Source organism: Paenibacillus sp. FSL R7-277 (genome assembly GCF_000517965.1).
Lineage (GTDB): Bacteria > Bacillota > Bacilli > Paenibacillales > Paenibacillaceae > Paenibacillus_AQ > Paenibacillus_AQ silagei.
In genome coordinates this window covers 252,349-277,229 of sequence record NZ_ASPX01000009.1, presented here as the reverse complement: position 1 = coordinate 277,229, position 24,881 = coordinate 252,349, and the positions used below count along the sequence as shown (strand labels likewise).

General features: G+C 45.3%; 27 protein-coding genes. 23 read left to right on the top strand and 4 right to left on the bottom strand.

What is annotated here, in order from left to right:
- Window positions 1-89: 89 nt before the first annotated feature.
- The 6 genes from C173_RS05340 to C173_RS35615 all read left to right on the top strand — a co-directional run bounded on the left by C173_RS05340 (window position 90) and on the right by C173_RS35615 (window position 4,499).
- The gene (locus tag C173_RS05340; protein WP_036723037.1) at window positions 90-635 is read left to right on the top strand and encodes a MarR family winged helix-turn-helix transcriptional regulator; all 546 of its coding nucleotides are present in this window, start codon (window positions 90-92) and stop codon (window positions 633-635) included.
- Between the two features lie 127 nt (window positions 636-762).
- Window positions 763-1,272 carry a hypothetical protein gene (locus tag C173_RS05335; RefSeq protein WP_200869511.1) on the top strand — a complete coding sequence of 170 codons (510 nt, stop codon included), beginning with the start codon at window positions 763-765 and terminating at the stop codon, window positions 1,270-1,272.
- Window positions 1,269-2,135, top strand: coding sequence for an SDR family oxidoreductase (locus C173_RS05330; RefSeq protein WP_036723035.1), 867 nt, complete (start codon window positions 1,269-1,271; stop codon window positions 2,133-2,135). The genes C173_RS05335 and C173_RS05330 overlap by 4 nt, the downstream gene beginning before the upstream one ends.
- A 346-nt stretch (window positions 2,136-2,481) precedes the next feature.
- The gene (locus C173_RS05325; protein WP_036723034.1) at window positions 2,482-2,892 is read left to right on the top strand and encodes a hypothetical protein; all 411 of its coding nucleotides are present in this window, start codon (window positions 2,482-2,484) and stop codon (window positions 2,890-2,892) included.
- 204 nt (window positions 2,893-3,096) lie between these two features.
- Window positions 3,097-3,801, top strand: coding sequence for a hypothetical protein (locus C173_RS05320; RefSeq protein WP_036723033.1), 705 nt, complete (start codon window positions 3,097-3,099; stop codon window positions 3,799-3,801).
- 11 nt (window positions 3,802-3,812) lie between these two features.
- Complete coding sequence (locus C173_RS35615; protein WP_063830878.1) at window positions 3,813-4,499, top strand: CD3324 family protein; 687 nt, start codon at window positions 3,813-3,815, stop codon at window positions 4,497-4,499.
- Window positions 4,500-4,605: 106 nt separating this feature from the next.
- Here C173_RS35615 and C173_RS33535 read toward each other — a convergent pair whose 3' ends face one another.
- Together C173_RS33535 and C173_RS05310 are read right to left on the bottom strand one after the other, a co-directional pair.
- Window positions 4,606-5,136, bottom strand: coding sequence for a serine hydrolase (locus C173_RS33535; protein WP_268748433.1), 531 nt, complete (start codon window positions 5,134-5,136; stop codon window positions 4,606-4,608).
- A 175-nt stretch (window positions 5,137-5,311) separates the two neighbouring features.
- Window positions 5,312-6,154 (bottom strand): sialate O-acetylesterase, encoded by an 843-nt coding sequence (locus tag C173_RS05310; protein ID WP_036723030.1) that lies wholly within the window; start codon window positions 6,152-6,154, stop codon window positions 5,312-5,314.
- Window positions 6,155-6,376: 222 nt separating this feature from the next.
- Between C173_RS05310 and C173_RS05305 the strand changes: the two genes are divergently transcribed.
- The 7 genes from C173_RS05305 to C173_RS05275 all read left to right on the top strand — a co-directional run bounded on the left by C173_RS05305 (window position 6,377) and on the right by C173_RS05275 (window position 15,358).
- A complete protein-coding gene (locus C173_RS05305; RefSeq protein ID WP_036723026.1) occupies window positions 6,377-7,060 on the top strand; it encodes a response regulator transcription factor in 684 nt (227 codons plus the stop codon).
- The gene (locus C173_RS05300; protein WP_036723024.1) at window positions 7,061-8,062 is read left to right on the top strand and encodes a sensor histidine kinase; all 1,002 of its coding nucleotides are present in this window, start codon (window positions 7,061-7,063) and stop codon (window positions 8,060-8,062) included.
- Window positions 8,063-8,169: 107 nt separating this feature from the next.
- Window positions 8,170-9,108, top strand: a complete 939-nt coding sequence (locus C173_RS05295) for a VanZ family protein (RefSeq protein ID WP_036723099.1) — start codon at window positions 8,170-8,172, stop codon at window positions 9,106-9,108.
- A 24-nt stretch (window positions 9,109-9,132) separates the two neighbouring features.
- Entirely contained in the window at window positions 9,133-9,816 is a 684-nt protein-coding gene (locus tag C173_RS05290) for an ABC transporter ATP-binding protein (RefSeq protein WP_036723022.1), read from the top strand.
- Window positions 9,813-12,404, top strand: a complete 2,592-nt coding sequence (locus C173_RS05285) for an ABC transporter permease (protein WP_036723021.1) — start codon at window positions 9,813-9,815, stop codon at window positions 12,402-12,404. Before C173_RS05290 ends, C173_RS05285 begins: the two co-directional genes overlap by 4 nt.
- A 153-nt stretch (window positions 12,405-12,557) precedes the next feature.
- Window positions 12,558-12,947, top strand: a complete 390-nt coding sequence (locus tag C173_RS05280) for an alpha/beta fold hydrolase (protein WP_235191785.1) — start codon at window positions 12,558-12,560, stop codon at window positions 12,945-12,947.
- 167 nt (window positions 12,948-13,114) lie between these two features.
- Window positions 13,115-15,358, top strand: a complete 2,244-nt coding sequence (locus tag C173_RS05275) for a U32 family peptidase (protein ID WP_036723018.1) — start codon at window positions 13,115-13,117, stop codon at window positions 15,356-15,358.
- Between the two features lie 138 nt (window positions 15,359-15,496).
- Here C173_RS05275 and C173_RS05270 read toward each other — a convergent pair whose 3' ends face one another.
- Window positions 15,497-15,910: a MerR family transcriptional regulator gene (locus tag C173_RS05270; RefSeq protein ID WP_036723017.1), complete on the bottom strand. Its 414-nt coding sequence runs from the start codon at window positions 15,908-15,910 to the stop codon at window positions 15,497-15,499.
- Window positions 15,911-16,062: 152 nt separating this feature from the next.
- Between C173_RS05270 and C173_RS05265 the strand changes: the two genes are divergently transcribed.
- From C173_RS05265 to C173_RS05235, 7 genes are all read left to right on the top strand, one after another.
- On the top strand, window positions 16,063-17,007 hold the full coding sequence (locus C173_RS05265; protein WP_036723015.1) for an MBL fold metallo-hydrolase: 945 nt from the start codon (window positions 16,063-16,065) through the stop codon (window positions 17,005-17,007).
- A gap of 216 nt (window positions 17,008-17,223) precedes the next feature.
- Window positions 17,224-18,003 carry a hypothetical protein gene (locus tag C173_RS05260; protein WP_036723014.1) on the top strand — a complete coding sequence of 260 codons (780 nt, stop codon included), beginning with the start codon at window positions 17,224-17,226 and terminating at the stop codon, window positions 18,001-18,003.
- A 265-nt stretch (window positions 18,004-18,268) separates the two neighbouring features.
- On the top strand, window positions 18,269-19,066 hold the full coding sequence (locus C173_RS05255; RefSeq protein WP_036723013.1) for an APH(3') family aminoglycoside O-phosphotransferase: 798 nt from the start codon (window positions 18,269-18,271) through the stop codon (window positions 19,064-19,066).
- Window positions 19,067-19,087: 21 nt separating this feature from the next.
- Window positions 19,088-19,528 carry a hypothetical protein gene (locus C173_RS05250; protein WP_036723012.1) on the top strand — a complete coding sequence of 147 codons (441 nt, stop codon included), beginning with the start codon at window positions 19,088-19,090 and terminating at the stop codon, window positions 19,526-19,528.
- Window positions 19,529-19,744: 216 nt separating this feature from the next.
- A complete protein-coding gene (locus C173_RS05245; protein WP_036723011.1) occupies window positions 19,745-20,242 on the top strand; it encodes a DinB family protein in 498 nt (165 codons plus the stop codon).
- Between the two features lie 44 nt (window positions 20,243-20,286).
- Complete coding sequence (locus C173_RS05240) at window positions 20,287-21,282, top strand: helix-turn-helix transcriptional regulator (protein ID WP_036723009.1); 996 nt, start codon at window positions 20,287-20,289, stop codon at window positions 21,280-21,282.
- A 9-nt stretch (window positions 21,283-21,291) separates the two neighbouring features.
- Window positions 21,292-21,600 (top strand): putative quinol monooxygenase, encoded by a 309-nt coding sequence (locus tag C173_RS05235; protein WP_036723008.1) that lies wholly within the window; start codon window positions 21,292-21,294, stop codon window positions 21,598-21,600.
- A gap of 391 nt (window positions 21,601-21,991) precedes the next feature.
- On the opposite strand, the gene C173_RS05230 is transcribed toward C173_RS05235, so the two are convergent.
- Window positions 21,992-22,630: a serine hydrolase domain-containing protein gene (locus tag C173_RS05230; protein ID WP_162174665.1), complete on the bottom strand. Its 639-nt coding sequence runs from the start codon at window positions 22,628-22,630 to the stop codon at window positions 21,992-21,994.
- Window positions 22,631-22,661: 31 nt separating this feature from the next.
- Here C173_RS05230 and C173_RS05225 point away from each other — a divergent pair, with 31 nt between their 5' ends.
- The 3 genes from C173_RS05225 (at window position 22,662) to C173_RS05215 (ending at window position 24,873) form a co-directional block, all read left to right on the top strand.
- Entirely contained in the window at window positions 22,662-23,246 is a 585-nt protein-coding gene (locus C173_RS05225) for a sigma-70 family RNA polymerase sigma factor (protein WP_036723007.1), read from the top strand.
- Complete coding sequence (locus C173_RS05220; RefSeq protein WP_036723006.1) at window positions 23,236-23,997, top strand: DUF3600 domain-containing protein; 762 nt, start codon at window positions 23,236-23,238, stop codon at window positions 23,995-23,997. Before C173_RS05225 ends, C173_RS05220 begins: the two co-directional genes overlap by 11 nt.
- A gap of 111 nt (window positions 23,998-24,108) precedes the next feature.
- Window positions 24,109-24,873, top strand: coding sequence for a helix-turn-helix domain-containing protein (locus tag C173_RS05215; protein ID WP_036723004.1), 765 nt, complete (start codon window positions 24,109-24,111; stop codon window positions 24,871-24,873).
- Window positions 24,874-24,881: the final 8 nt, after the last annotated feature.

The following is a 24,881-nucleotide window of genomic DNA, read 5'->3' as shown; positions in this document are numbered from 1 at the left end:
GTGGTCAAAAAGCGCATGAGCGGATTGCAGACGACATGAATTAAAGATAGCTGGTTGACACAAAAGTAATTAGGTGCCATACTACATCTATGAAAAACGATAGAAAAATAAATGACATGGAGGCTATTCCCTCCCTTGTACAATCCCAGCGTCAGATTGATCGCTATAACCTAGACATAGACGCACAGGCTATACTCGTCGCATCTAGGCTAATGGCAGCGGGAGCCCAGCTTGGTCAGGCCTCGGAGATTCATTTCTCCAGATTCGGCTTATCAACAGGCCGATATCGTGTATTGGCAGATCTTGAGGATAACGAAGGAGAAGAGTTGCCTTCGCAATTAGCAGAGCATCTAGGCGTTACACGTGCTACAGTGACTGGTCTGATCGACATTCTTGAACGAGATGGCCTAGTATCTAGGCGGTTAAGCTCAAAGGATGGCCGCCAGAGATCGGTTATTTTGACGGAAGAAGGAGCGAAGAAGCTACGTGAAATGGCTCCGGAGCATTTCGCTTGGCTGGAGGCCACGGTGGGCTTACTCAGTATAGACGAGCGCAGCGTATTCCTCGACTTGCTGGGCCGGGTTACACAAGGCATCTCTGCACTTACGGAGGAACCAGGCTCGAAGCCAAAGTGAAACATCAGTAATGAGTAGAATGGGCTAGTAATGCTAGCCTATTTTTACTCCTATATAGTTAGGTTCCTAATTATATCTCGCTGAAAGCACTCGACTGAATGATCTCAGAGAAAGAAGGGGCAACGAAATGAACCAGATGAAATACCCGAATCCAACAGATGATGCTTACGGTATCAAGACTGTGGGTTCCAGGAAAAAGCCCTTTGCACTATGGCGTGAAGTTGTAATGGCCTATGCTGCTCCTGCCATCATGGCAGGTATTGGGGGATTGGTTACTTCTGATAGGGGGCTTCAAATCGGAGCATTAACCACAATCGGCGGTGCATCGGCCTTGATGGCCTTGATAATTGGCCTTTTGTTGCGCAGCCGAGTGGGCCATATGCGATGGGTCACAGGTGCACCTCGCTTGGTTGTGGTAGGAGGGTTCGCAATAGCCGGGTCCTTGTTTGGCCTATGCGCGGCATGGGTGACATCTGGTGTACTAGAACTTATGATACCGGGCCATCACATGGCCTGGGTCGATCGCGCCTGGATCGATTTCCCGTTGTCTGGATTCATAGCCAGCACGATAGTGACATGGCGGTGGCGTCTTGCCGCCACAACCCATTTGACATCCAAAAGGAGAAGAAAAAAATGATAGTTATTGTGGGAGCAACAGGTACGATAGGCAGTGCGCTGGTGGAACGTTTGGCTGATCTTGGCGTGCCCGTCAGGGCTCTGAGCAGAGAGCCAGAGAAGTTGCGTAAGCAGATCGGAGAAAAGGGGTCGTGGGCTATCGAGGTCGTATGGGCAGATGCTACTGACCCCGAATCGCTGCGCCGCGCCTTTACAGGTGCCAGCCAGCTCTTCCTCGCTATGTCCAACAGTCCAAGACAAATCGAATTGGAAACTTCAATCATTCAGATTGCAGGCGAATCTGGAATCAAACACATCGTGAAAATATCCAGCCCTGCCTTTGAGCAGAGCTCTCCAGTAGCAGTGGCGGGCTGGCATCAAGAAATTGAGAAAGTGCTAAGGGAATCAGGTCTTACCTCCACCGTGTTGCGCCCATATGCATTCATGCAAAATCTAATGCGCTTTGCACCAACGATTACAACTCAAAATGTTTTCTTCGGCTCCATGGGCCATTCACCGTGTAACTTCATTGACTGCCGTGATATCGCAGATGTTGCCGCAGAAGCTCTAACTAACCCTGAGGTCACAGGCCAAATATATACGCTTACGGGTGCAGAGCTTTTCAGCTATCCTCAGATCGCGGAACGACTATCCGCCTTGCTCAATCGGCCAATAAGTTACATCAATATGGAACCCGAAGAACTACTCCGTAATCTTATCGAGCACGGGCATATGCCTCCTTGGCTGGCGAACCACGTTGTGGAGATTCAATCCATGTCTATGGTGGTTCCAGAACGTCCAAATGACACGGTGAGTCGCCTGCTCGGCAGAGAGCCGCGTAAGCTGGAAGCCTTTCTGCATGAGAGTGTAGACAATTTCCGGTAGAGGTATCTTAGTTTAAGGAACATTTCGGTGAACCGTATCATAAGTAGGGGCAAGTTTTTCGGAAAATCCCGCAGCAGGCTTGGAACGGAGCCTTGAAGGACTTGGGTTGAGGCGGGGTCACGCGTAGCAGCGAAGATGGAGCAAACGGACTTTTGCGAGCTTTTTGGAATTACAAAATAATGGAGGATTTTAAATAAAGTAATTTTACGGAGTATTATCTTTTTTGGGTTCATATACACTTGGAGAAAAACATTCTAAAATAACATCAAAGGTGGGAACGGAAACATGGTTAAACGAATCCGTTTAAAATGTTCGGTATTTCTTTAACGTCAGGAGGTGAATAATAATGGACAGCCAATTAGTTGATCCCTACGAGTTACAGTTACGCAAAGCGCTTGACAAAGTACTCCCGGATGCCTATGAAAGTCTAAAAACCCTCGACCAAATGCCAATTGAAATTGGAATGAAAGTGCTGGGGGTTCTTGTTAATTATGCTTGCGAGAGTCAGAACATAACTGTAATTACTTTAGCAAGAGATGCTATTAAGAAAATACCACTCAAGTGGTTGACACAATACTATCCTGAAGTTGTTAATAGAAGTATTGATTGGGCGGACGAATGGCAATACATTAGATTACTAGAAGTGACACGAGAGGTAGCTCCAGAATTATTAAAAGTATTTATTGATCGAGGATTATTCTCAGAAAATGATGAAATTCATGAAACAGCAGAGTATTTTAGGAGCAAGCAGAGCTGAAGCTGAATGCATAATTGCAAAGGCTGCCGATTTACTTCGGCGGCCTTCAGTACATATTATAAGTAGGGGCAAGTCTTTAACCTGTGTAAAGTCGCTTTAAGCCATTGATTGCCTATTCCCTAAATCTATCCAATGCTATGATTTTACATATCAGATGCGCACCTGATGGCAGTGAGTTGTGAATCAAGTTAAGGAGATGAGAAGATGAGTAAAGATGATTTTTTGCGGTCCATGCTATCCGATAAGGTCAACATGACCCCGAATGGGTTCGTGGCCAATCAATTAAGCCCCGAACAATTCAAGGATTGTCACGAGCTGATATTTGACACTCTATTTGAAATTCATAGTTCTGACATATCGGGAATAGGGGGCTACGGACGGTTCAACGAGGATGGCACACCGGAATATGAGAGTGGCAGAGCTTTTCTAACCGACACGTTTGCTGAAGACAAAGAAGGGTATTGGTATAATTGGAGGGAGATGTTCGGAACGACGGTTTTGCAACGGGATTTCTTTGAGCAGTACTACAAAGAGATGGAGGCTCGAATTCCTTATTGCGAGGGCAGACGTTATTTAGTAAATAACTTTACGTTTTTCATCAACATGATTACGGATGGAAAAACCACGGTGGGGTTTCCCGACTGGAGCTACTCTGGCATTGGAGACTGCCTGATCGATTTTGCAATCATGGACTTAAACAAGCCTTATCTGCGAATACCGGAGCTTCTCATGGAGTACTGCAAGAATCGGAAAATCATCATTCCCGACTTCAAGGAAAGGTTCTTATGTATGGCGTATTATAAAGGGATAGATGGATTGCGCTGGCACGCATCGATCGACGATACAGAATCGTGTACAAGTATGATGAAATCTATCAGCGAACTAAAAGATCGAATTTACGCTTTGTAGACGGTGATAACATGAAATATGAGAATGGCAGTGACATCCTTCCAGAGGAACTATTGAGAGAAGTTCAAAAGTACGCCTCAGGTAAACTTATTTACATCCCCGCTGGAGAAGAAAAGAAAGCTTGGGGTGCAGCCTCCGGTTACCGGGAGCAGTTGCAGAGAAGAAATCGTATGATTCGCAACAAGTACGCTCATGGACGTACCGTGTCGGAGCTTGCTGACGAATACTTCTTATCTTTGGATTCAATTAAAAAAATCCTTTACTCGAAGAAACAGGCTGACTACGCAGCATATGCCCCGACTATTGAGTCAGCTGTGGAATATGCGAATGGCGGGATACTTGAAGAGTGGATGTACTGCTACTGGCAGCTTTCTAAAAACGCATCTGTCCATACAGAAAATGCCGTTGTAGACCGAATCTATTTTGGGGTCGTAAAGTTTCCATTGCGTCTTATTCAAAGGGATGAATTCGATATCAGTAACTCCCATGTGAATGTAACCGAAGATCATTCCGCTCTACCGCCTCTTATCATTGAGTATCATCAAGGGAAGTTTTACTGTACCGAACAGAAGGAGATATTGGCGGGACTGATCCAACGCAAGGTTAATTCATACCCGACCATTATCGTGTTGCGGGAGGTTACCGATTATAAGAGGTTTACGAATCATTTTGGAACTGTATTATTTTTCGTCAAATAAAGCATGAAATGGGTCATCCCGCCAAGGATGGCCCTAAAACTTGCCGTTACAGACAGCGCGGGGAACCGTATCATAAGTAGTGCCAAAGCAACAGAGGAATTAATGATTAATTCAAAGAACACGATAAAACTTTGTCTCCAAAAGCTTTAATATCCTCCAAGTAGTCGTACCCCGGTGGATTTGGACCTACTTGGTTATACATTCTAACCGCGACTAGCCGATGTTCAGGAATAACCAAACAGGCACAGCCAGTTAGTCCTAGCATTTGGTAGGACCCTGGTGGGAGTGTATTTCCTATTTCAGAAATAGCTCTAGGCGTATCCTGAATCCACCAAGCGAAGCCATTCCTAGGCAATGTATCTTCAAGATTTGCCGGGCTCTGATTGGTTGTAGCTTGTTCTATAACCTCTTTTGGAACAAGCTGTTGTCCATTAACGAGTCCACGGTTCAGGTGAAGATAGCCCCAAAAAGCCAATTCACGGGCACTTACAAAAAGATTGGCTTCCCCCCCTTGGTCATCAGCATATTCTTCATTTAACCATACTAAATTGTCATCTCTATTCTTACACCAACCTGTCTCAATGAAATTGCATGGTTTGAAAACATATTGTTGCATTGAATTTACATAAGATTGCAGAATCGCTTGAAGTGAATATTATTCAGTTGTAAGGTACGTGTGGCAAAAAATGTACTGAAGGAATTACTATAAAGAATCATTATGAATCAAGCCTATCTATTCATAGTATAAACAACAGTGGCGGCCTGGAAGGCCGCCCTTTGTTTTCGCCGATAGACCCTTTAAGCGAAAGGGATCAGGGCTGCATAACCTTCATCATCTGCGCCTCGAATTCGGCGTAAGTGATTTTACCCAAAGCCAAATCCATGCTATGAAGGTAGATCTGTTCTGTTTTTGAATAGTCGTGCTCCACTTTCAGCGATTGCTCTTCTCCCCGGAGGGGCTCCAGGACATGACACTTGTTCGAAAAAGCTTCGAAATAGCGGTAGCCGAATTTGCGTTGCGATACCGCGTTTATATGAATTCCATCAGGATTCGCGGTTAACTCTGCCGCTGTTACAAAATAACAATTTGGCTGTTCGTTAGCGAAGCGCTGCAATTGTTCATTGACCTGCAAATACTCTGTTGCTTGCTGTCCAAAACCAGTCTTCCCAAGGAAATCACCAAGTCCGCCAATGATCAACGGCACCTCATCAAGCTTCAATTCGTTTCTTAAGGTCTCGATGATCAGGGTTAATTTCTCGTAATACGTTTCATGCAGCGATTGATAACTGTCGCTCTCACCCTGGTGCCAAAGAATTCCGCAGATTTGACTGGACCGCAGGGCGAAGCGGGCTTCGGACAAAGCATGCTGAAAAAGGATGCCCTCCGGATGCCAATCATTCAAAGAACTGCCGCCTTCTGCACAAGGAATCAAACCAATTTCTTCATTAGGATTGGCGTTCGACCAGGCAGCGGCGAAAGACGCCGCCAGGCTTACACCGGAGACCGGACGGTCATAATTAATCGGCTCTGTCATCATCTGCCACTGTCCATTACGCAGCATTTTGATTTTTTCATTATATATAGGGTCGACTTCATGCAAGAATCCACGGCCTGCCATATTAGATTGACCTAACATTAAAAATGATTTTATCATTTAATCCTCATTCCTTTACCTAACTATTATAGACTAATTGGATCATTGCTGTGGAATTAAGGAAATCTATTTTGAGAATGTGGTTAGAAGAAATCAGAATGATTATAATGAGCAAGAAGGGCAGCTGCTAATCGGAGGATATGGCGGCATTTATCACTATAAAGAAACGAATCCGTGGAATTCATTAAATGTTCTAAAATCAATCATAAGGATGACATTCAGATGAAAATATTATTGGTTGAAGATGATAAGACGATCGCGTCGGGACTGGAATATTCGCTGCAGCAAGAGGGTTATCGGGCGGTTCTCTGCCATAATGCCGCTTCAGCCCGAAAGGTGCTCGCCGAAGACATCGATCAGTTCACTTTGTGTCTGTTCGATTTACAGCTTCCAGACGGGACTGGGTATGAATTATGTAAGATGGTGAAGGAACGGCGGGATATTCCGGTCATTTTCTTAACGGTGATTGATGATGAGGTCAATGTCGTGATGGGGCTCGATATGGGAGCCGATGATTACATTACCAAGCCTTTTCGGGTTCGCGAGCTTCTCTCCAGGATCAAATCCGTCTTGCGGAGATACCAGAAGCTGTCCCACGCCGGAGCGGTCATCGACATTGACAATGTGCGCATCCATACGCTGGAGGGCAAAGTATATAAAAACAGTGACGAAATTTCGCTAACCGCCTTGGAATACCGCTTATTGCTGATCTTTGGCAACCATGTTGGACAGGTCCTCACCAGGAATCAGCTCTTGGAGCAAATCTGGGACGTGGCGGGCGACTTCGTGAATGACAACACGTTAACGGTCTATATCAAAAGGCTAAGGGAAAAGCTGGAGGATAATCCGGAGCAGCCGGCTCTGATCAAAACGGTACGCGGTTTAGGCTATAAGGTTGGTGATTAGATGCTGCGCAATCGGGAAAATCTATTGTTATTGCTCGTCATGGGCTCAATCAGCTTATCGGCGATCGTCATTGCTGCTTTCATTTCGTCTGCCGCCGCAGCCCTGGTTATTATTGTATCCGTGCTGCTTACCGGCACCGCTGTATTATTCACAAAACGGAGATATTACGAGCTAGAGAAGCTGTCCGTCTATTTGCGGGAGATTAGCAGCGGCCAGGCCTCCCTTGACCCTCGCGATAATCAAGAAGGGGAGCTTAGCATCTTAAAGAATGATATTTACAAGGTGACACGCATGCTCTCCGAGCATCGTTCGCTATTGCAGCAGGATAAGCTTCAACTGACCGATGCCATCTCCGATATTTCACATCAACTCAAAACACCGATCACCTCTATGACAGTCATGGCAGATCTGTTAAGCGCCCCTGATCTGCCTCCACTCAAAAGAACGGAGTTCACCCATCATATTCGCATTCAGCTTGAACGGATTGATTGGCTTGTTTCATCCTTATTAAAGCTAGCGAAAATGGATGCGGGAACGATCCCGTTCAAAAAAGATCGAATACACATGAAAACCCTAATCCAAAAGGCACTGGAGCCGGTTATGATTCCGATGGATATTAAGGGCCAGACCGTTTCCATCATAGGGGATGATAACGTCTCTTTTGACGGCGATTTCCATTGGACTGCTGAAGCGGTTATCAATATTTTGAAGAATGGAGTGGAGCATACACCTGAGGGCGGTGCGATTACCATCACATTTTCCGACAACGTGCTATTTACGGAAATCGTTATTGCTGACAACGGAGGGGGCATTCCGAAAGAGGATTTGCCTTATATATTCAAACGTTTTTATAAAGGAAAGAATGCTAATGAAGGAAGCATCGGTATAGGGCTTGCGATGGCCCACAGCATCATTGCAAGCCAGAATGGCGTGATTGATGTAACGAGCGACAGCGGGACCGGTACAGAGTTTCGGATCAAATTTTATAAGCATGTCATTTAACAGCACTCCGTAAGTGACTGAACTGTCACCTCCAAAGTCACTGTAAAGTCATTTTAGACAGATAAAATGATATTCATCAGATGAACGATGGAGGTACAACCATGCAAATGCAAATGAAGCAGCAGCGCAAGATTACTTTTTTTATCACGATAGGCTACACCCTGATTATTCTTTATTTTATGTTTTTTGCTTTCGGCAGAGCGGATACTGTAGATCAAACCAGTCAGTACACCTTTATTTTTTTGCCGGACGACTTTTTTAGGGTGCCGGGTCTTTCCGATCTCCTGCATCCGACACTGATGGACTTGGTGGGTATTGGAAATATTGCAGCCTTCATACCTTTTGGCATACTGTTTCCGTTGTTATACCGCACCAGCTTTGTTCGCTTCATGACAGGGTTTATCCTGTCCATTCTTGTGGTGGAGACCATCCAGGCCCTAACATTCCTCGGCAGCTTTGACATGAACGACGTCATAACGAACTCAGTGGGCGCTGCTATTGGATTCGGGGGCTACAAGATTGGCTTCCGTACAAAAAACTACTGGAGAAATATCACTGCTACGGGAATTGCCAGTGCTGTATTAATGCTCGGTGTGTGGGGGGTCTTCGGAGTAGTTGATCAAGTGTTCACCAAAGAGTTGGCCCCTTTTGTAGCGATCAACGAATGGAAAGATAGCACCGGAAATCGATTAACGGGAATCAAACAGGACAGTCTTAAGATTGGCGGTCAAGACGTGACACCTAAGTATAATGTGTATGGCACCGAAGGTAAAAAGAAGGAAACCTATACGTATTCGCTAGACAATAAGGGAGAACTGTATCTTAGCTTGAATTATGGAATTCCTGATCATAAGGATTTTCAGGGCAGCCTTAAGGTTACCGTTGACGGGAATGAGCTCCTGTCTGTATCTGCAAAAGATCAGCTCCATGAGCCGGATAATAGGATCCTTCATCTCACCGGGGCTAATGAGCTTAAGATAACAATTGAGGGGAATGAAACCCTTTGGGATGTTGGATATAGAGAGATGGTGTATACCTGGAATTGAGCATCTAGGGAAGGAGGGATAGCAATGGAGATTTTAACCATTGAAAATTTGTCCAAAATATACGGCACAGGCGAATCGGCGGTCAAGGCGCTTGATGATGTTTCCTTTTCGGTCCAAAAAGGTGAATTCGTCGCTATTATCGGACCTTCCGGATCGGGGAAATCGACACTCCTTCATATGCTGGGCGGTGTGGATCGACCGACTGGCGGGAAAGTGTATGTTCAGGATACGGATATGTATACCTTGGACGAAACGCAGCTGGCTATCTTCAGACGCAGGCAAATCGGGCTGATCTACCAGTTTTTCAATCTGATTCCCGTCCTGACGGTGGAAGAGAATATTACGCTGCCGCTCTTGCTGGATCAACAAAAGGTAGATCAAAAGCAATTGGCTGATCTTGTGAATACGCTGAATTTGCAGCATCGATTAAACCATCTGCCGAATCAGCTATCCGGTGGACAGCAGCAGCGTGTCTCGATTGGCAGGGCGATCATCGGCAATCCTGCGATCATGCTGGCCGACGAACCCACCGGGAATCTGGACAGCAGGAATAGCAGCGAGATCATCGTTTTATTGAAAATGCTGAATAAGACGTATCATCAGACACTGATCGTAATCACGCATGACGAACGGATTGCCCTGCAAGCCGACCGAATCATTTCGATTGAAGATGGGAGGATTGCCAAAAACGAGGTGATCAGGCGATGAATATTGTCAACACATTAACCATCCGGCATCTGAAGCAGAACAAGAGACGAACACTTGTGACTATTTTTGGCGTAATTATTTCGGTATCCATGATGACCGCTGTCATTACGCTTATTTTTTCCTTTGCAGATTTAATGATCAGACAAACGATCTCAGATACAGGGGAGTGGCATATTCAGTATCAGGATATAACCAAGAAACAGCTTGCAGCGATACAGGGCGATGATGCAACCAAAACGGTTGCCATCACAAGAGACCTTGGGTATGCCCCATTAGAAGGGGGACAAAATTCCAATAAGCCGTACTTGTTCATTAAGGAATATGATAAGCAAGGGTTCACACAATTTCAGATTGAAATAAGCAAGGGACGTCTTCCGCACACGGACAAGGAGATTGTGATCTCCGAGTCTGTTGCAACAAATGGCAAAGTGAAGTACGAAATCGGTGACCGTCTAACGCTTCGCGTCGGCGACCGATTCGAACAAGGGGGCGATCATCCCCTGGATCAGACGGCACCGCTGCGCAGGAAAGACGGCACATTGACCGAGACATTACAGCATAGCGTAATTAAGGATTATACGGTGGTAGGTTTCATTAAACGTCCGGTGTCGGAAACGGCTTGGGCCCCGGCTTATACGATCATTAGCTATGTCGATGATCAAATCATCGGGGGAGAGGATCGGGTCGATGCGTCGGTGGTCTTGAAGCAGGTCAATCCGTTCTTGTTCGCACATGCGGAGAAGCTGGCTGAGACAAACCAAATTCACACTGTCCAATATAATAACGATTTGCTTCATTATTATGGCTTGTCCAGCAGCGGAGCCTCATCCAGCATGATGTTCTCATTATCGGCAATCCTTATGGGGACCATTATCATTGGCTCGGTTGGACTCATCTATAACGCCTTTGCGATATCCGTCTCGGAACGTTCCCGCTATTTAGGGATGCTCGCGAGCGTGGGGGCGACGAAAAGGCAGAAGCGAAATTCCGTATTCTTTGAAGGGATCATCATTGGTTTGATCAGCATTCCTATTGGCATCTTATGCGGTCTTGCCGGCATCGGAATCACCTTCTCGTTCATGAACACAATGATTGAAGGGGCATTATGGACCAGTGAAAAGCTGAGGCTGATCGTCACGCCGTTATTGCTCTTGATGACTTGTCTTGTTTCGATGCTGACGATTTTCGTTTCGGCGTATCTCCCGGCGGTTAAAGCCTCCAGGGTATCTCCCATGGACGCGATTCGCCAAACCACTGACGTAAAGCTTACGGGCAAAGCAGTGAAGACGCCCGAGATCATTCGTAAGCTCTTCGGAATCGAAGCCGAAATCGGGCTGAAAAACTTAAAAAGGAACAAACGAAGACATCATGTTATTCTTTTTTCGCTTGTCATCAGCATCGTTTTGTTTTTGACGATATCGTTTTTCACGGCTGGCCTGACACAATCTCTGGCATTGTCGCTGCAAGGCATCGATTACGATATTGAAGTGTCGCCCAGTAATGGCGAAAGACTAGATGAGCGGTTGATGCAATCGCTTGTATCTCTGGATGGCGTCACGGAATACAACGTGAGTCATGAAATAGTCAGGAACGCTTGGGTCGATGCAGCAAGCATCGCCGACGAATTGCAGGAGAAGGTTAAGCAGGATAGGAGTATGCTGCAAGACGGGAAATACCCTTACGAAATTAAGCTCTATGCACTGAATGATTCGAGCCTGCAAGCCTATGCCAGAGCGGCTCACGCAGATTACGAACAGCTTACGGATCTGGATCATCCCGCCGCAATCGTGATGGATACGATTCATTACAAAGATATAGATACGGGGAAATATATTCAGACGAAGTCCATATATGCGAATATCGGACAACCTATCGAGCTAACGAGTTTTTTTAAAGCGAGCGGGGAAGAAGCGAAGACAAATCAAGTGATAATTGCCGCATTGACGGATAAGGCACCGATGGGGATGAGCCCGTTAGGCGTAGGCGGGTTAAATATGATCGTGTCGGAACGCGTCATGAAGCGGCTGGCAGACGGCGAGGAGCTGGCTAACGCTCCGATGTACCTCCATTTGAAGAGCACGGAACCGGTGAAAACGCAGCAGGAAATTGAAGCGATGAACGAGACCCATCTGAATGTCTACAATGCATATCAATTCAGAATAAGAGAAGAACAACAGATTCTGCTGATGAACGTCTTTTCTTACGGATTTATCGTATTAATCTCTGTGATTTCCGTTGCGAACATCTTTAATACGATCTCAACAGGGCTGGCTCTTCGCAAACGGGAATTTGCGATGCTGAAATCCGTAGGCGCGACGCCAAAGGGGTTTGCCAAAATGCTGAACTATGAGAGTGTTTATTATGGGGTCAAGTCGCTCTTGTATGGGCTTCCTGTCAGTTTCGCCGTGATGGTTCTGATCTATAAAGCATTTGCGAACAAATTCAGCTATGGGTTCACCCTGCCCTGGATGAGCATTCTGTCTGTCATTGTGTGTGTATTTGTCATTGTCAGCTCTGCGGTTGTTTATTCCGGAGCTAAAATAAAAAAGGAGAATATTATTGATGCATTAAAGCAAGAGAATATATGATTTACTTGGGATACAGCAACCATCTTAAAAATACCCTGCAATGCTTGCCTAAGTTTGCAGGACTATGCGTGAGGACAATGATCGTTATCATCGCGTTGGTGATGTTACTGCGCACTATTGGTGTTGACGTATGCGTCCTTATATCCCAATCAAGTGGCAGGGGTGGTCACGGTGGCGGGCGGGATGTATAAGGAAGGGTATCCGGCTGAAAAGGGAGATCTCCTCTCCCGGTTGGTGATGATGCCTGTTGTGGGACATGGGATGATGAACATTTTGCTCCCCTTGGTGGGCAAAATCATGGTGCGGAGCATAATGAAGGCCACCTTTGCGCCGGAGCCCGTTCCGGCGGATTACGAGGACGAGGTCTATGCCTTATGTAGCTTTAAGCTTAACCGCGCACTACCTCATGCTGAGCTTAAGGTACTGCCCACAGCGGCGCATATGATTCCGCACCATCAGCCAGAAGAGGTAATGAAGGCCGTAGATACACTCATGGAGAAGTTGAAAAAAGCGAAGCTTACTGAGATTTATCCTACACCGTAACTATTGTAGAGAGCGATCATATGGCCATCCCGATTCCGCACCATATATCCGTAACAAGCTGCAAACCATTGGCTTGTGCTTTTTGCCGCAGCTTAAGTGCAGTTCTTATTCTATGATCAATGGTGCTAAGTTTGAGCAGTTATTGAAGCAGGAGGTAAGGATCATTTATGACTGAATTATTAGCGCCGGCAGGGAATATGGAAGCTTTGAAGGCTGCGATATCTAATGGTTGTGATGCAGTATACTTAGGCATGCAAAAATTTGGTGCACGCGCCTACTCCTCTAATTTTGATGTAGAATCGTTACAAGAGGCTGTGACGTATGCGCATCTGAGGGACGTTAAAATCTATGTTACGATGAATACCATCGTGTACGAAAACGAAGTTGAAGAGATGAAACAGCAGATCCGCAAATTAAATGAAATCGGTGTGGATGGCATTATCGTGCAGGACCTGACGGCTTTCAATTATATCGTTAACAACTTTCATGATATGGAAGCACATTGTTCCACTCAGATGGGAATCGACGATGTAGACGGAACTTTATTATTTAAAGAGCTTGGTGCGAAAAGAGTGGTTCTGTCCCGTGAGGTTGAGATTGAAAAAGTCAAAGAGATCAAAAGGGTGGCTGACATTCCTTTAGAAATTTTCGTGCACGGTGCTTTATGTGTATCTTATTCGGGAAACTGTCTGATGTCAGGATTAACCGGGTACCGGTGCGCAAATCGCGGAAGATGTGTGGGTTCATGCCGTAAGGCTTACGAGCTCATCGATAAGACAACAGGTACCTCTTTAGGGACAAGCTATATTTTATCGACTAAGGACTTGAACACGATCGATTATACCCATGATTTACAAGAAATTGATTCTTTGAAAATAGAAGGCCGGATGAAAGTGCCTACGTATGTGGCTAATGTGGTATCCAAATACCGCATGGCCTTAGATCATAAAATCACCACAGAAGATAAAGAACATCTGAAAAAAACCTTCAATAGAACCTTTACCAAAGGCTATTTGTTTCACGAAGACCGGAGAAATATTACAAACATCTCAAGACCTAATAACTTTGGTTATGAGATTGGAACCATCAGCAAGATGATTAAAGATACCTATGAAATAACACTTACCCGCCCTTTGAATCAGAACGATACCATCCGAATCAGTCACAACAATGAAGATGTTAATCTAATGGTTGCCAAGCTGTACGATAAAGCTGGCGAATTAATCAACAAAGCGGATGATGTCTGCTATATCAAAATCAAAGAAAAGATGTCTGTGGGAGATGTAGTCTATAAAACGAAGGATTATTTCTATAACAAAGAATTAGAAGCCTCACTGGAAAAAGAATTTAAGCGGTTCAACCTGGATATTAGAGTATATGCATATCCAGATTCAAAGCTTGTCATAGAGGCGGAGGGCTTAGGCTGTAATTATTCCTATGAAAGCGAGGAAACACTAGGCGAAGCCATTAATAATCCAACAACCAAAGACCAGGTCATCAAGCAATTCTCCAGATTAAATGATACGATATTCGAGCTTAATCAGGTCGATTATGAGGAATGCAATGCGTTTATTCCAGCTAAACTGTTAAACGCCGCAAGAAGAGATATTGTACTGGGCTTATATGATTTGAAGCTTAACAGCCAGCAGAGAAGAACCAAGACTGCGAACGCAAAAGAGAAAATAAGCTTTGCCCCTGTAACGCCATACCTTACGGCCACTGTAACGAATCAGGAACAGTATGATGCCTGCGTGAGCTGTGGAATTCAGGAGATCTATTTTGAGAATGTGGTTAGACGAAATCAGAATGATTATGAGGAAAAAGAAGGGCAGCTGCTGATCGGCGGATATGGCGGAATTTATCACTATAGAGATACCAATCCGTTTGTTACGGACTATTCTCTAAATGTTATTAATGCGACTAGCTGCTATGAATTATATAAATTAGGTGCCAAGCGGGTCACTTTATCGTATGAACTGAATAAGAGCCAAATTGAAGATTTAATGAATGCCTATGTTGAAGAAAATGACGGCTATCCCGCGCTGGAAATGATCGTATATGGCAAGACCCCTTTGATGTTCACCAAATATTGTCCGATGAGAAAGATGAATCAATGCAGAATTTGCAGAACGAAGAGCTATGAGTTAAAAGATGAGCAAGGAACGTTCCCGATCCTTTCTCATGAGGATTGCACAGCGACTCTTCTTAACGGGAAGACGCTTAATCTGTTAGATGAGCTGCCGAACATCCAAGGAATCGAGGCGCTGAGATTAAACTTCACCGTTGAATCTAAAGAGCAGGTTGTGGACGTCATTCATATGGCCGCAGGCAAATTAAACGGCTCCATGAATCATGCTGTCTTTAATCAGGAAACAGACACAAGAGGGCATTATAATAAAGAGATTGTGTAGGTAGGTTGAAAGAAGGTCATTCGAAGAAAAGCTCGCAGTTGCTTACATTTACAGCATATCGACGATAGGAGCAGGGCAGTCCCACTCCGGTCGGAACGATGCGTAAACGGGCTTCTGCGGGTTTATTTGTACTGGCGATTATCTAGTATTTACTATGTCTTCTTTCGTAAGTTCCTGGTATAGGGTGAGTTTCTCTTCGGCTAGAGAAATCATGTAATCAATTTCTTGTCGCTTGGATTCCAGTTCCATCAGATGCTGCTCAAGGATTTCAATCCGCTTTTTTAAAGTAGGACTATAAGTAGAAGGTTTCTCCCCTTGTTGAATTTTATCCATGACACAGCCCTCACGAGTAAATTCCGTAATCTCCTCAAGCGATAAGCCCAATTTTTTTAGTTTATTTAGACATTGAATGTAGGAAACCTCGCTTTCTTGGTAGACACGTGCCCCTCCATTGCTACGCATGGGTTCATGTAGTACGCCGATTTTTTCATAATAACGAATGGTATACGGAGTTAGTCCTGTTTGTTCTGACACTTGACTGATGGTGAGCATCGGATTTCTGTTCCTCCTTTTTGAAAGCTGATATTGAAAGATATTATACAGCCTTTAGTTAGCTGAATAAACTCTTGACTTCCAGTTGACTCTAACTTGTAAGTTAACGTTACTCATTCGAATGCAGGAACAAACACTAAAGGGGTGTAACAATGAACAACGAATATTTCACGATTCAGCAAGCATCGGAGGGTATCTGGGGGGCTATTTCGGTTCCCGGCAGCGGCTCTCTGGGGAATGCAGCCATTATTGATCTTGGGGATTTAACCGTGGTAGTGGATACAACCAACCTGCCGCACTCTGCTGCTTTGTTACGTCATACTGCCGAACAATTAACGAACAAACCGGTCAAATATGTAGTGAATACACATTTCCATGGAGATCATGTCAACGGCAATCAGGAATTTATGAGCAGCGAATTGATATCTACCGTGTGGACAAGAGATTTGCTTGCTGATATGGGTGAAGTGAATATTGATGTCATGCAACAAAACATTCGCAGGTTAATAACTAGTCTAGATCACATGCGTTCACAGGAAAGAGATCCTCATATGCTCACTGGAATCGGCTATGATCTTTCCGTGCAGCGTGCGCTGTATGATACGATCCCTTCCCTGCGCAGGGTGATCCCCAAGATAACCTTTGATGATAAACTCGTGATTCGGGGAACAAAGCGAACCATCGAAGTGTTGTCTTATGGAGGCGGTCATTCTTTAAGTGATGCTGTGGTGTACGTTCCAGAGGAGCGGACTTTGATTACAGGTGATTTGGTATCGGCTAAGACCATTCCGGTCATCCCCTACGGTAATCCGTACGCCTGGATACGCATCCTTAAACGCATGCAGCAAGATCTCAAGATCGACACTGTCGTTCCGGGACATGGAGATATATCTAATTCAGATCGTATCACAGATGTCATACACTTTTTGGAGAAAATGATCGCTTATGTTGCTGGAGCTGTAACAAGCGGGCAATCAGAGTCTTACTGGCTGGAGCAAGGTGTATTAAAAGGGTATGAGGATTGGCATCTGCCCCAGTATTTCAGATGGAACTTTCGCTGGCTTTTTAACAGTATGCTTGTTCAGAACAACAGATGAGACAACCAGCAACTCTACAGTTCCTGTTTCGATCACAGCGATTTAGAGACCTAAAACCGGGGGCATTTCGCGATACGTAATGCCACTTGACACCCAGCCCCAACCAATGCTATTTTTACTCTAGAATATCAAAGGCAATGCAACCTTAGGGTTCAACCTCGCTGAGAAGTGTGGGTTGGGCCTTTTTTGCATTCCGATATAGGGAGGAGTATTAGCATGCTGCGGACAGAGTTACTTTTACAAAGACTGGATGAGATTGGGGGGACGCTCGGACGTAAGGGCGGGGCGCTTCTGCTGCTGGGTGTGGGGTCGGTGGGGGTGGAGCTGGAGCGGATGGATGAGTATTCAGATTTGGATTTTTTTGTTATTGTTGAAGCAGGGCAGAAGAAGAGGTATATTGACCGTCTGGATTGGCTGGAGGAGACGTATCCATTGGCCTATGCTTTTAAAAACTCTGATATGGGCTGCAAAATCTTGTTTGAGGATGGAATTTACGGCGAATATGCGATATTTGAGGAGCGAGAGCTGGCCGATGTGTCTTATACGGAGGGCCGGGTGGTGTGGAAGGCTCCGCTGTACAGCAATACGGCTATAGCCAAACCGCGCAGAGCGCTGCCGAGTCAAAAGTGTGATTCCTTAGACTTTCCGCTGAACGAAGCGTTAACCAATCTGTACGTGGGGCTGGGCCGTTATGCCAGGGGAGAGCGCCTGTCTGCGGCACGGTTTATTCAGGGCCATGCGATCGACCGGATTTTGTCAGTGCTTCATCTGCTGGAGCCGGAGGTGGATTACTTCCCTGATCCCTTCGGAAATGAGCGCCGTTTAGAGAAGCGGTATCCCAGTTTTGCCGACAAGCTTGGCGGTATGCTGCAGGGATATGATCGTGTACCCGGGTCGGCCCTATGCATTCTAGAGTTCATTGAAGCCGTCTATCCGGCCAACCCAAGACTAAGTACAGAGATACGAGACCTGGTTCATAAGCTTACTGCCGGATAAACCCGGATGAGCTTTGTCTCCAAATGCTTTAATATCCTCCAAGTACTTCGTGATCGGAATATACACACTGGCACTTTGGATTTTCTTAAGACATATCTATCGGCTTTTGAAGAAATCCATTTGATTGTGCTGTCGCCCACAATTGTGGAACAGTATTAAAGGATACAGCAGATATCATTGAAATACCCTGCAATGCTTGCCTAAGTTTGCAGGACTATGCTATGTATTTTGAAACGATATTGATTGAGCGATAGAGGTGGAAATTATGAGTTTTGGAGAAAAAGATGCAGTACCCTTTGAATTCCTTGAGTTAGTTGGAGATGACGTGGCTTCATTGATTTGGATGAATACAGCGAAGACTTATTATATTCAGGGTAAAAGTGGAGTAAATAAATATTTGAAAATCCAGGTGGCAGGCCATGCTGAATCTTTAGAAAGACAAGCCCAAAGGTTATTGTGGTTATACAATAAGTTACCTGTTCCGGAGGTTATTGATTTCGGTGTGATCGGGAATTATGAGTATTTATTAACACTTGAATTGCCAGGCGTCGAAGCTTCCAACAAGCAATTTGCTTCAAATACTGAAGAAATGGTCTCTATATTGGCACAAGGTCTTCGGAGAATTCATGAAGTGTCAATTGAAGATTGTCCTTTTGATTATTCATTTGAACAGCTAATGAGCACTATTCATTATAAGTTGAGTAGAGGGATTAAATTTGATCCAGCGGAGCTGCACAGAAGATTTGGTGAGGATAATGTTGAAAAGTTGCTGCTTGAAGTCAACAATTATGCTCGGGAACTCAAAGAAGATTTAGTATTCACACACGGTGACTACAGCCTGCCAAACATCATCATTGCTGATGATTCTATAAGTGGATTTATTGATCTGGGGAATTGCGGGATCGCGGACCGTTATTACGATTTGGCAGTAGCGGAGAAGAGCATTGTCAGAAACTTCGGCGAGCAGTGGGTCAAGTTATTTTTTTCATCCTATGGAGTATCAGAGATTGATTATGCAAAAATAAGATTCTACCAAGTTGTAGAGCATCTGGTTTGGGCCTGATCACACAAGGAGGATACAGGGATGAGAATGCCAAGCGACAGCGAGCTGACATTGCTACTCGAAGGAGATGAGCAACAGCTTGAGCAATTTGCTTTTGCGTACAGCGTCATTGTAGATTGGAGAGAGGAGGACGAGGAGATCGTCCGGTTATTCGGTAAACGGCTTCCAGATGAAACGGTTGAGGTGATGTCTACGGACAAAGGACTGGATGTTACCTACAATGGACAACTGCATTCGATTGCGCTTACCTTTAGCGGAGATGATCGCTACATCACGATTCGCGGCTTTCAGGAGCTGATCCGGGACAAATACGAAATCCGGCTGTTTGAGGCCTCATATTTTTCGGATACGCACGAATTTTTGATTTTACCGAAGCGGCAGTGGGAAGAGCTGGATGCCCGGTATCCGGTGCGGAGTAGGGAGATATTCCGTGTCATCGATGTCGAGCTGGATTTTCCGTAAATTTTCGCCGATAGACTCGGTAAGCTGAACCGTAACGTTAATAAAGACAAGTTATTAGCGAGGATGGTAGAGACGGATATGGACATGGCAAACTGTTGTATATCAGTTACTTCAAAAAAAAAATTCGTGTTGAGTCAAAAACACTGACCGTAACTGTCAGTGTTTTTTTTGTATGCTTGTCGTGTGTAAGCCAATAATGGACTGGAGGAATAGAAAATGTTTATAAGAATTGAAGACTTTGCTGCGGAATGGACTAGCGAGGCGGAATTAACCGCTACCTTACTGGATGCACTTTCGCATGATTCTCTTGGACAGGAGGTTATCGAAGGCCGACGAACGCTTGGACAAATTGCCTGGCATCTGGTTCAATCGCCGCACTACATGACAGCTTTGGGGCTCACGTTCGAAGGTCCCTCGAGAGGCGAAGAGGCTCCGGATTCTGCTGCATTTATAGCTTCGGAGTATCGGCGGATCAGCAAGAATTTGCTGGATGCGGTTCGAACGCAGTGGAGTGACGAATCTTTGCGCGAGTCGGTCATGATTCACGAGGAAGCTTGGCAGAACGGAGGTTCCCTTCGTTATACGATCATGCACCAAGCGCATCATCGCGGACAGATGACCGTTCTCATGCGCCAGGCCGGACTTCGAATACCTGATGTTTACGGTCCGAATTACGATACTTGGGTCGAGAAAGGGATAGCGCCTTTAATCTAAGTTCCTTTACAATGAAATAAATGGTCTAGGGAGTGAAGAACGGTTTGTCAAAAGCAGATAATATGCTGTCCATCCTATGGTTGCTTCGTTCGGGAAAGCGGGTGACGGCAGAGCAGCTTGCAGACGAATTGGAGATTCATGTTCGCACCGTATACCGGTGCATTGATTCACTGTGTGCGAGCGGAGCCCCGATTATTGCCGATTCCGGTCCGAACGGCGGTTACTGGCTTCTCGGTGATTTCGTCGATGCTCCGCTGCTCTTCGATTCCGAAGAGCAGAAGGCACTCGTACATGCATCCGTCTTCGCACGGGAAGCGGGCTATCCGTTCACGGATGCGCTCTCTCGAGCGTTCGATAAGCTGAAGCGATACACGAATGAAGAGCAACTTGAGTGGATTAATAGACATAGCAGCGGGCTTGCCGTCATCCAGACACCCACGGACGCGAGAGAACTTGAATTGCTCAAACGGTTAGAGGAGGCCACAGCCCGGGGAGAGTCGCTGAACATGGACTATGCCAAAGGACCGGAGCTTACTCCCAGCCATCGGGTCCTCGACCCCTACGGCATCGTGCATTGGAAAGGGATATGGTACGTTGCAGGGTTTTGCCGGCTGCGGCAAGAGATCCGAAGCTTCCGGGTGGATCGCATCGTCCGCTTGGCGGCGGGGGATACCCGCTTCGAACGTCCGGCTGCCTTTTCCGCGAGGGATTTCCTCTTGCATTCTTTATTTCCGGATTCGCTCGAAGCCGAGACGCTAGTCATCGTAAGGATTCAGGGACACGAACACGCGCTTAACGAGCTGTGTAAGCATTGGCTGTTTGGTCATGCGCTGATCGAACGCAGGCAGCCCGGCGAAGCTCTTTTTAAGCTAGGAGAACCGTCGCTGCGGACATATGTTCCATACTTTCTTCTTCCGTACGGGAAGTCTCTCAAGATACTTGAGCCGCAAATACTAATCGACCGAATGGCTGGGGTCAGCCTCGAAATGTTTAAATACTACGAAGCGATGCAAATAAAATCAGAGGATAAGAAGGGATGAGGAGTAGATATGAACAAATTTGCGATGTACGGAAAATTGACGGCCAGCCCCGGGAAACGGGATGAACTCGTTTCATTACTGCTGGAAGCTTCTCGTAGCTTGAAGGATATGGTGGGCTGTGAGCTCTATATTATCAATGAATCCGAAGACGACCCCGATACGATCTGGGTTACTGAGCTGTGGAGCAATGCCGAGGCTCATGCCGACTCTCTTAAGAACGAAGACGTGCTGGCCGTCATTCAACGCGCCCGTCCTTTAATCGCAGGCGTAGAACCGGTTCGACTTCGCCCCGTTGGCGGCAAGGGGTTAGACGTATAAAGAGGCTGAATTCAGCCTCAACCCTTGCCGTTACAGACAGCGCGGTGAACCGTATCATAAGTAGTGGTAAAACGACTAGTGGAATTTATCATTAATTCAAAGTACACGATAAGACTTTGTCTCCAAATGCCTTAATATCCTCCAAGTAGTCGTACCCTGGCGGATTTGGGCCTACTTGGTTATACATTCTAACCGCGACTATCCGATGTTCAGGAATAATCAAACAGGCACAGCCAGTTAGGCCTAGCATTTGGTAAGATCCGGGTGGGACGGTGTTTCCTATTTCAGAAATAGCTCTAGGCTTATCCTGAATCCACCAAGCGAAGCCATTCCTAGGCAATGTATCATCAAGATTTGCTGGGCTCTGATTAGTTGTAGCTTGTTCTATAACCTATTTCGGAACAATTTGTTGTCCATTAACGAGTCCACGGTTCAGGTGAAGGTAACCCCAAAAAGCCAATTCACGGGCACTTACAAAAAGATTGGCGTCTCCCCCTTGGTCATCAGCATATTCTTCATTTAACCATACTAAATTGGCTTCTCTATTCTTACACCAGCCTGTCTCAATGAATTTGCAAGGTTTAAAAACATATTGTTGAAGGACCTCTGACAGGGGCGCTTCAAATAACTTTCGTATTAATCTAATGAGCATATTGATCCCTATATTGTTATATTTCCAATTCGTTCCCGGCGGAAAAAGTTTTTCATGGTTATTTTTGAGCCCGTGAGTATGCGTTAATAAATGTCTTACTCTCACCCCCTTTACAGCAGCTAGGTTTAGATCCTCTAAGTAATCTGAAATATAATCATCAATGCTTGAGAGCTTATTTTGGTATAAGGCCAAGCTGATCGCAAAGCCAATATATGACTTTCTTACTGAAGCAACATTAAACCGGGTTGACGGCATTACAGATTGTATCTTTGAATGATACTCATATGAGCCAAAGTAGCTTTCATTAACAATACTGTCATTATGGATGATAAATGTAGCGGCTGAAAAAAATCGAACGAAATATTCTCTATTGACCAATATATAGTGTAAGTCCGAAGGAGGGGGAAGGATGGAGCATCCAAAAGATTACTCTCAGCTCATTATACTTACGCTAGCCGGAAGTAGTGAAGCTTTCAATGAGCTATATGAGGCTACGATCAAGGATGTATATCAAACCGTGCATTTCCTCGTTCGCCAAAAATCCGAGGTGGATGATATTGTTCAGGAGATTTATATTCAAATGCGCAGATCCCTTGAACAATTTGACGTCAGTCGTCCCTTTAGACCTTGGCTTATGGGGATAGCAATGCGGCAGATTCATGCCTATCGAAGAAAGAGGTGGACGCAGCTCAGAATTCTCAAAAAGGCAGAGCAGGTCAACTTGGGAATGAAACCTGAATTCACAAGTGAGGTTGTGGATGGGATTTCCAATAAATCCTTACTTGCCAGTGTAGAAAGTCTCCCATATAAGCTGAAGCAGGTGATCATTCTACATTATTTAAATGAATTATCACAGGAAGAAAGTGCCGCGATCCTGGGTATCCCTCTCGGTACCGTGAAATCCCGTATTCATGCTGCACTACGCAAGTTACGTCACAAGCCAGAGAATCAATCCCTTTATAAGGGAAAGGTGGAGGATCTGCATGAATTTTAATGAAAAGTTACGAATAGTCCTGCAGGAAGAGGCAAGAAATATAAAAGCGCCACCGGAACTGAAGGAAAAAATACTAAATCAGATCATAACCGTACAAGGGGGAAGACGAATGAAAAGGAAGTGGCTCGTGGCAGTTGTTTTGGCAGCTACATTAATCATTCCAACTGGAGCTTTTGCTGGCTATCATTATTTGGCAGATGGTGTATATGGTTCTAGAGAAGCAGCAGCTACCATTGGAGTGACCCAGCAAAAATATGAGGAGTTCGAGACCAAACTGCAAAGTATGAAGCACGTTTTTAGCGAGAAAGAAATGACCAGCGCGATGTTACTATTGAAGGAATTGGGCAGTTACAATCTGTTAGCGACAGATGCCGCGGGCGTTTTTCACTTGGAACAGCTTGATCCAGAAGAACAGAAGGCATATAAGAAATTACAGACGGAGCTTGAACCCTATTTCAATAAATTGAACGAAATGGAAGTCCCCAAGGCAAGGGCATCTGATGTAGATCGGGTTGCCTTCTGGGATAACTTGCTTGAAAAAGCTGAACAGAAGCTTACTAAACAGGAGTTTAGGGAGATTAAACCAATAATCGTTGAGCTGCAAGGCTATGATGCCAAGGCAACTGATTCTGATGGAAGTGTCCATATGGACCGGCTTTCCACTGAAGAGATACAGAATCAAGAAAAGTTATTGAAGGCGCTCACCCCTTATGTTAATAAGCTGGACTTAATGATAAAATCAGGATCTTAGCACTTATGTTTCGATCACAGTGATTTAGAATGCTCGCAAATTGAGATATAACGTTTATAGATCGGGTACCTTCGTAATTTTATAAGGAAATAAGCCTGGAGTGATTAGAACATGATGAATTTATATGGAGCGGAGCATCACTTGATGGTGGTGTCTGATTCGATTGATGCGGAAGAGCACCGGCATTCTTTTTTACAGGTGACGATCTCATTAACGGGCGAATTTGACATTGAGGTGGCGGGGCAAAGCTTGAGTTGTCCAGGCATCATTATTAATTCGAACGTCGTTCATCGGTTAAAAGAGGCAGGACACCCGTTGATGCTCCTTCTGATCGACAGCACCTCTGAGCTGGCTGCGAGCTTTAAGCGGGTTCTGGAGGGGCAGAAGTACCATGTGTTTACGCAAGGAATGATGAACAGCATCCGCGAATTTGTGCAAGAAGAGTATGCCGGCGTTAAGGACCCGGACAGCTATCGTTCTTTTCTGGGACAACTCCTGATGCTATTGGGCGTACAGCAGATGAACACCGCTATTGTTGATCCGAGGATAAAAGAGTTTATTCAGCTCATCAAAGATTGCACCGACTCCGAACACTCCGTCAGTCAATACGCCCGGCAGTTAGGTTTGTCCAACAGCAGATTGTCGCATCTTTTCAAAGAAAATACGGGCATTTCCCTTAGCGGATACATGGTGCTGCACAAGCTGCAAAAGGCAACCTACTTCATTTTTGGAGGGCTCACCATTACGGATGCGGCGATGGCTGCAGGGTTTGACAGTCCGTCCCATTTCGCTGCCACCAGCAAGCAGTTGTTGGGTATGACGGCGAAGGATATCCGTAAAGATAGCGTCTTTTTAAAAGTTTCCAGCCTGCATTAACCGTAAAA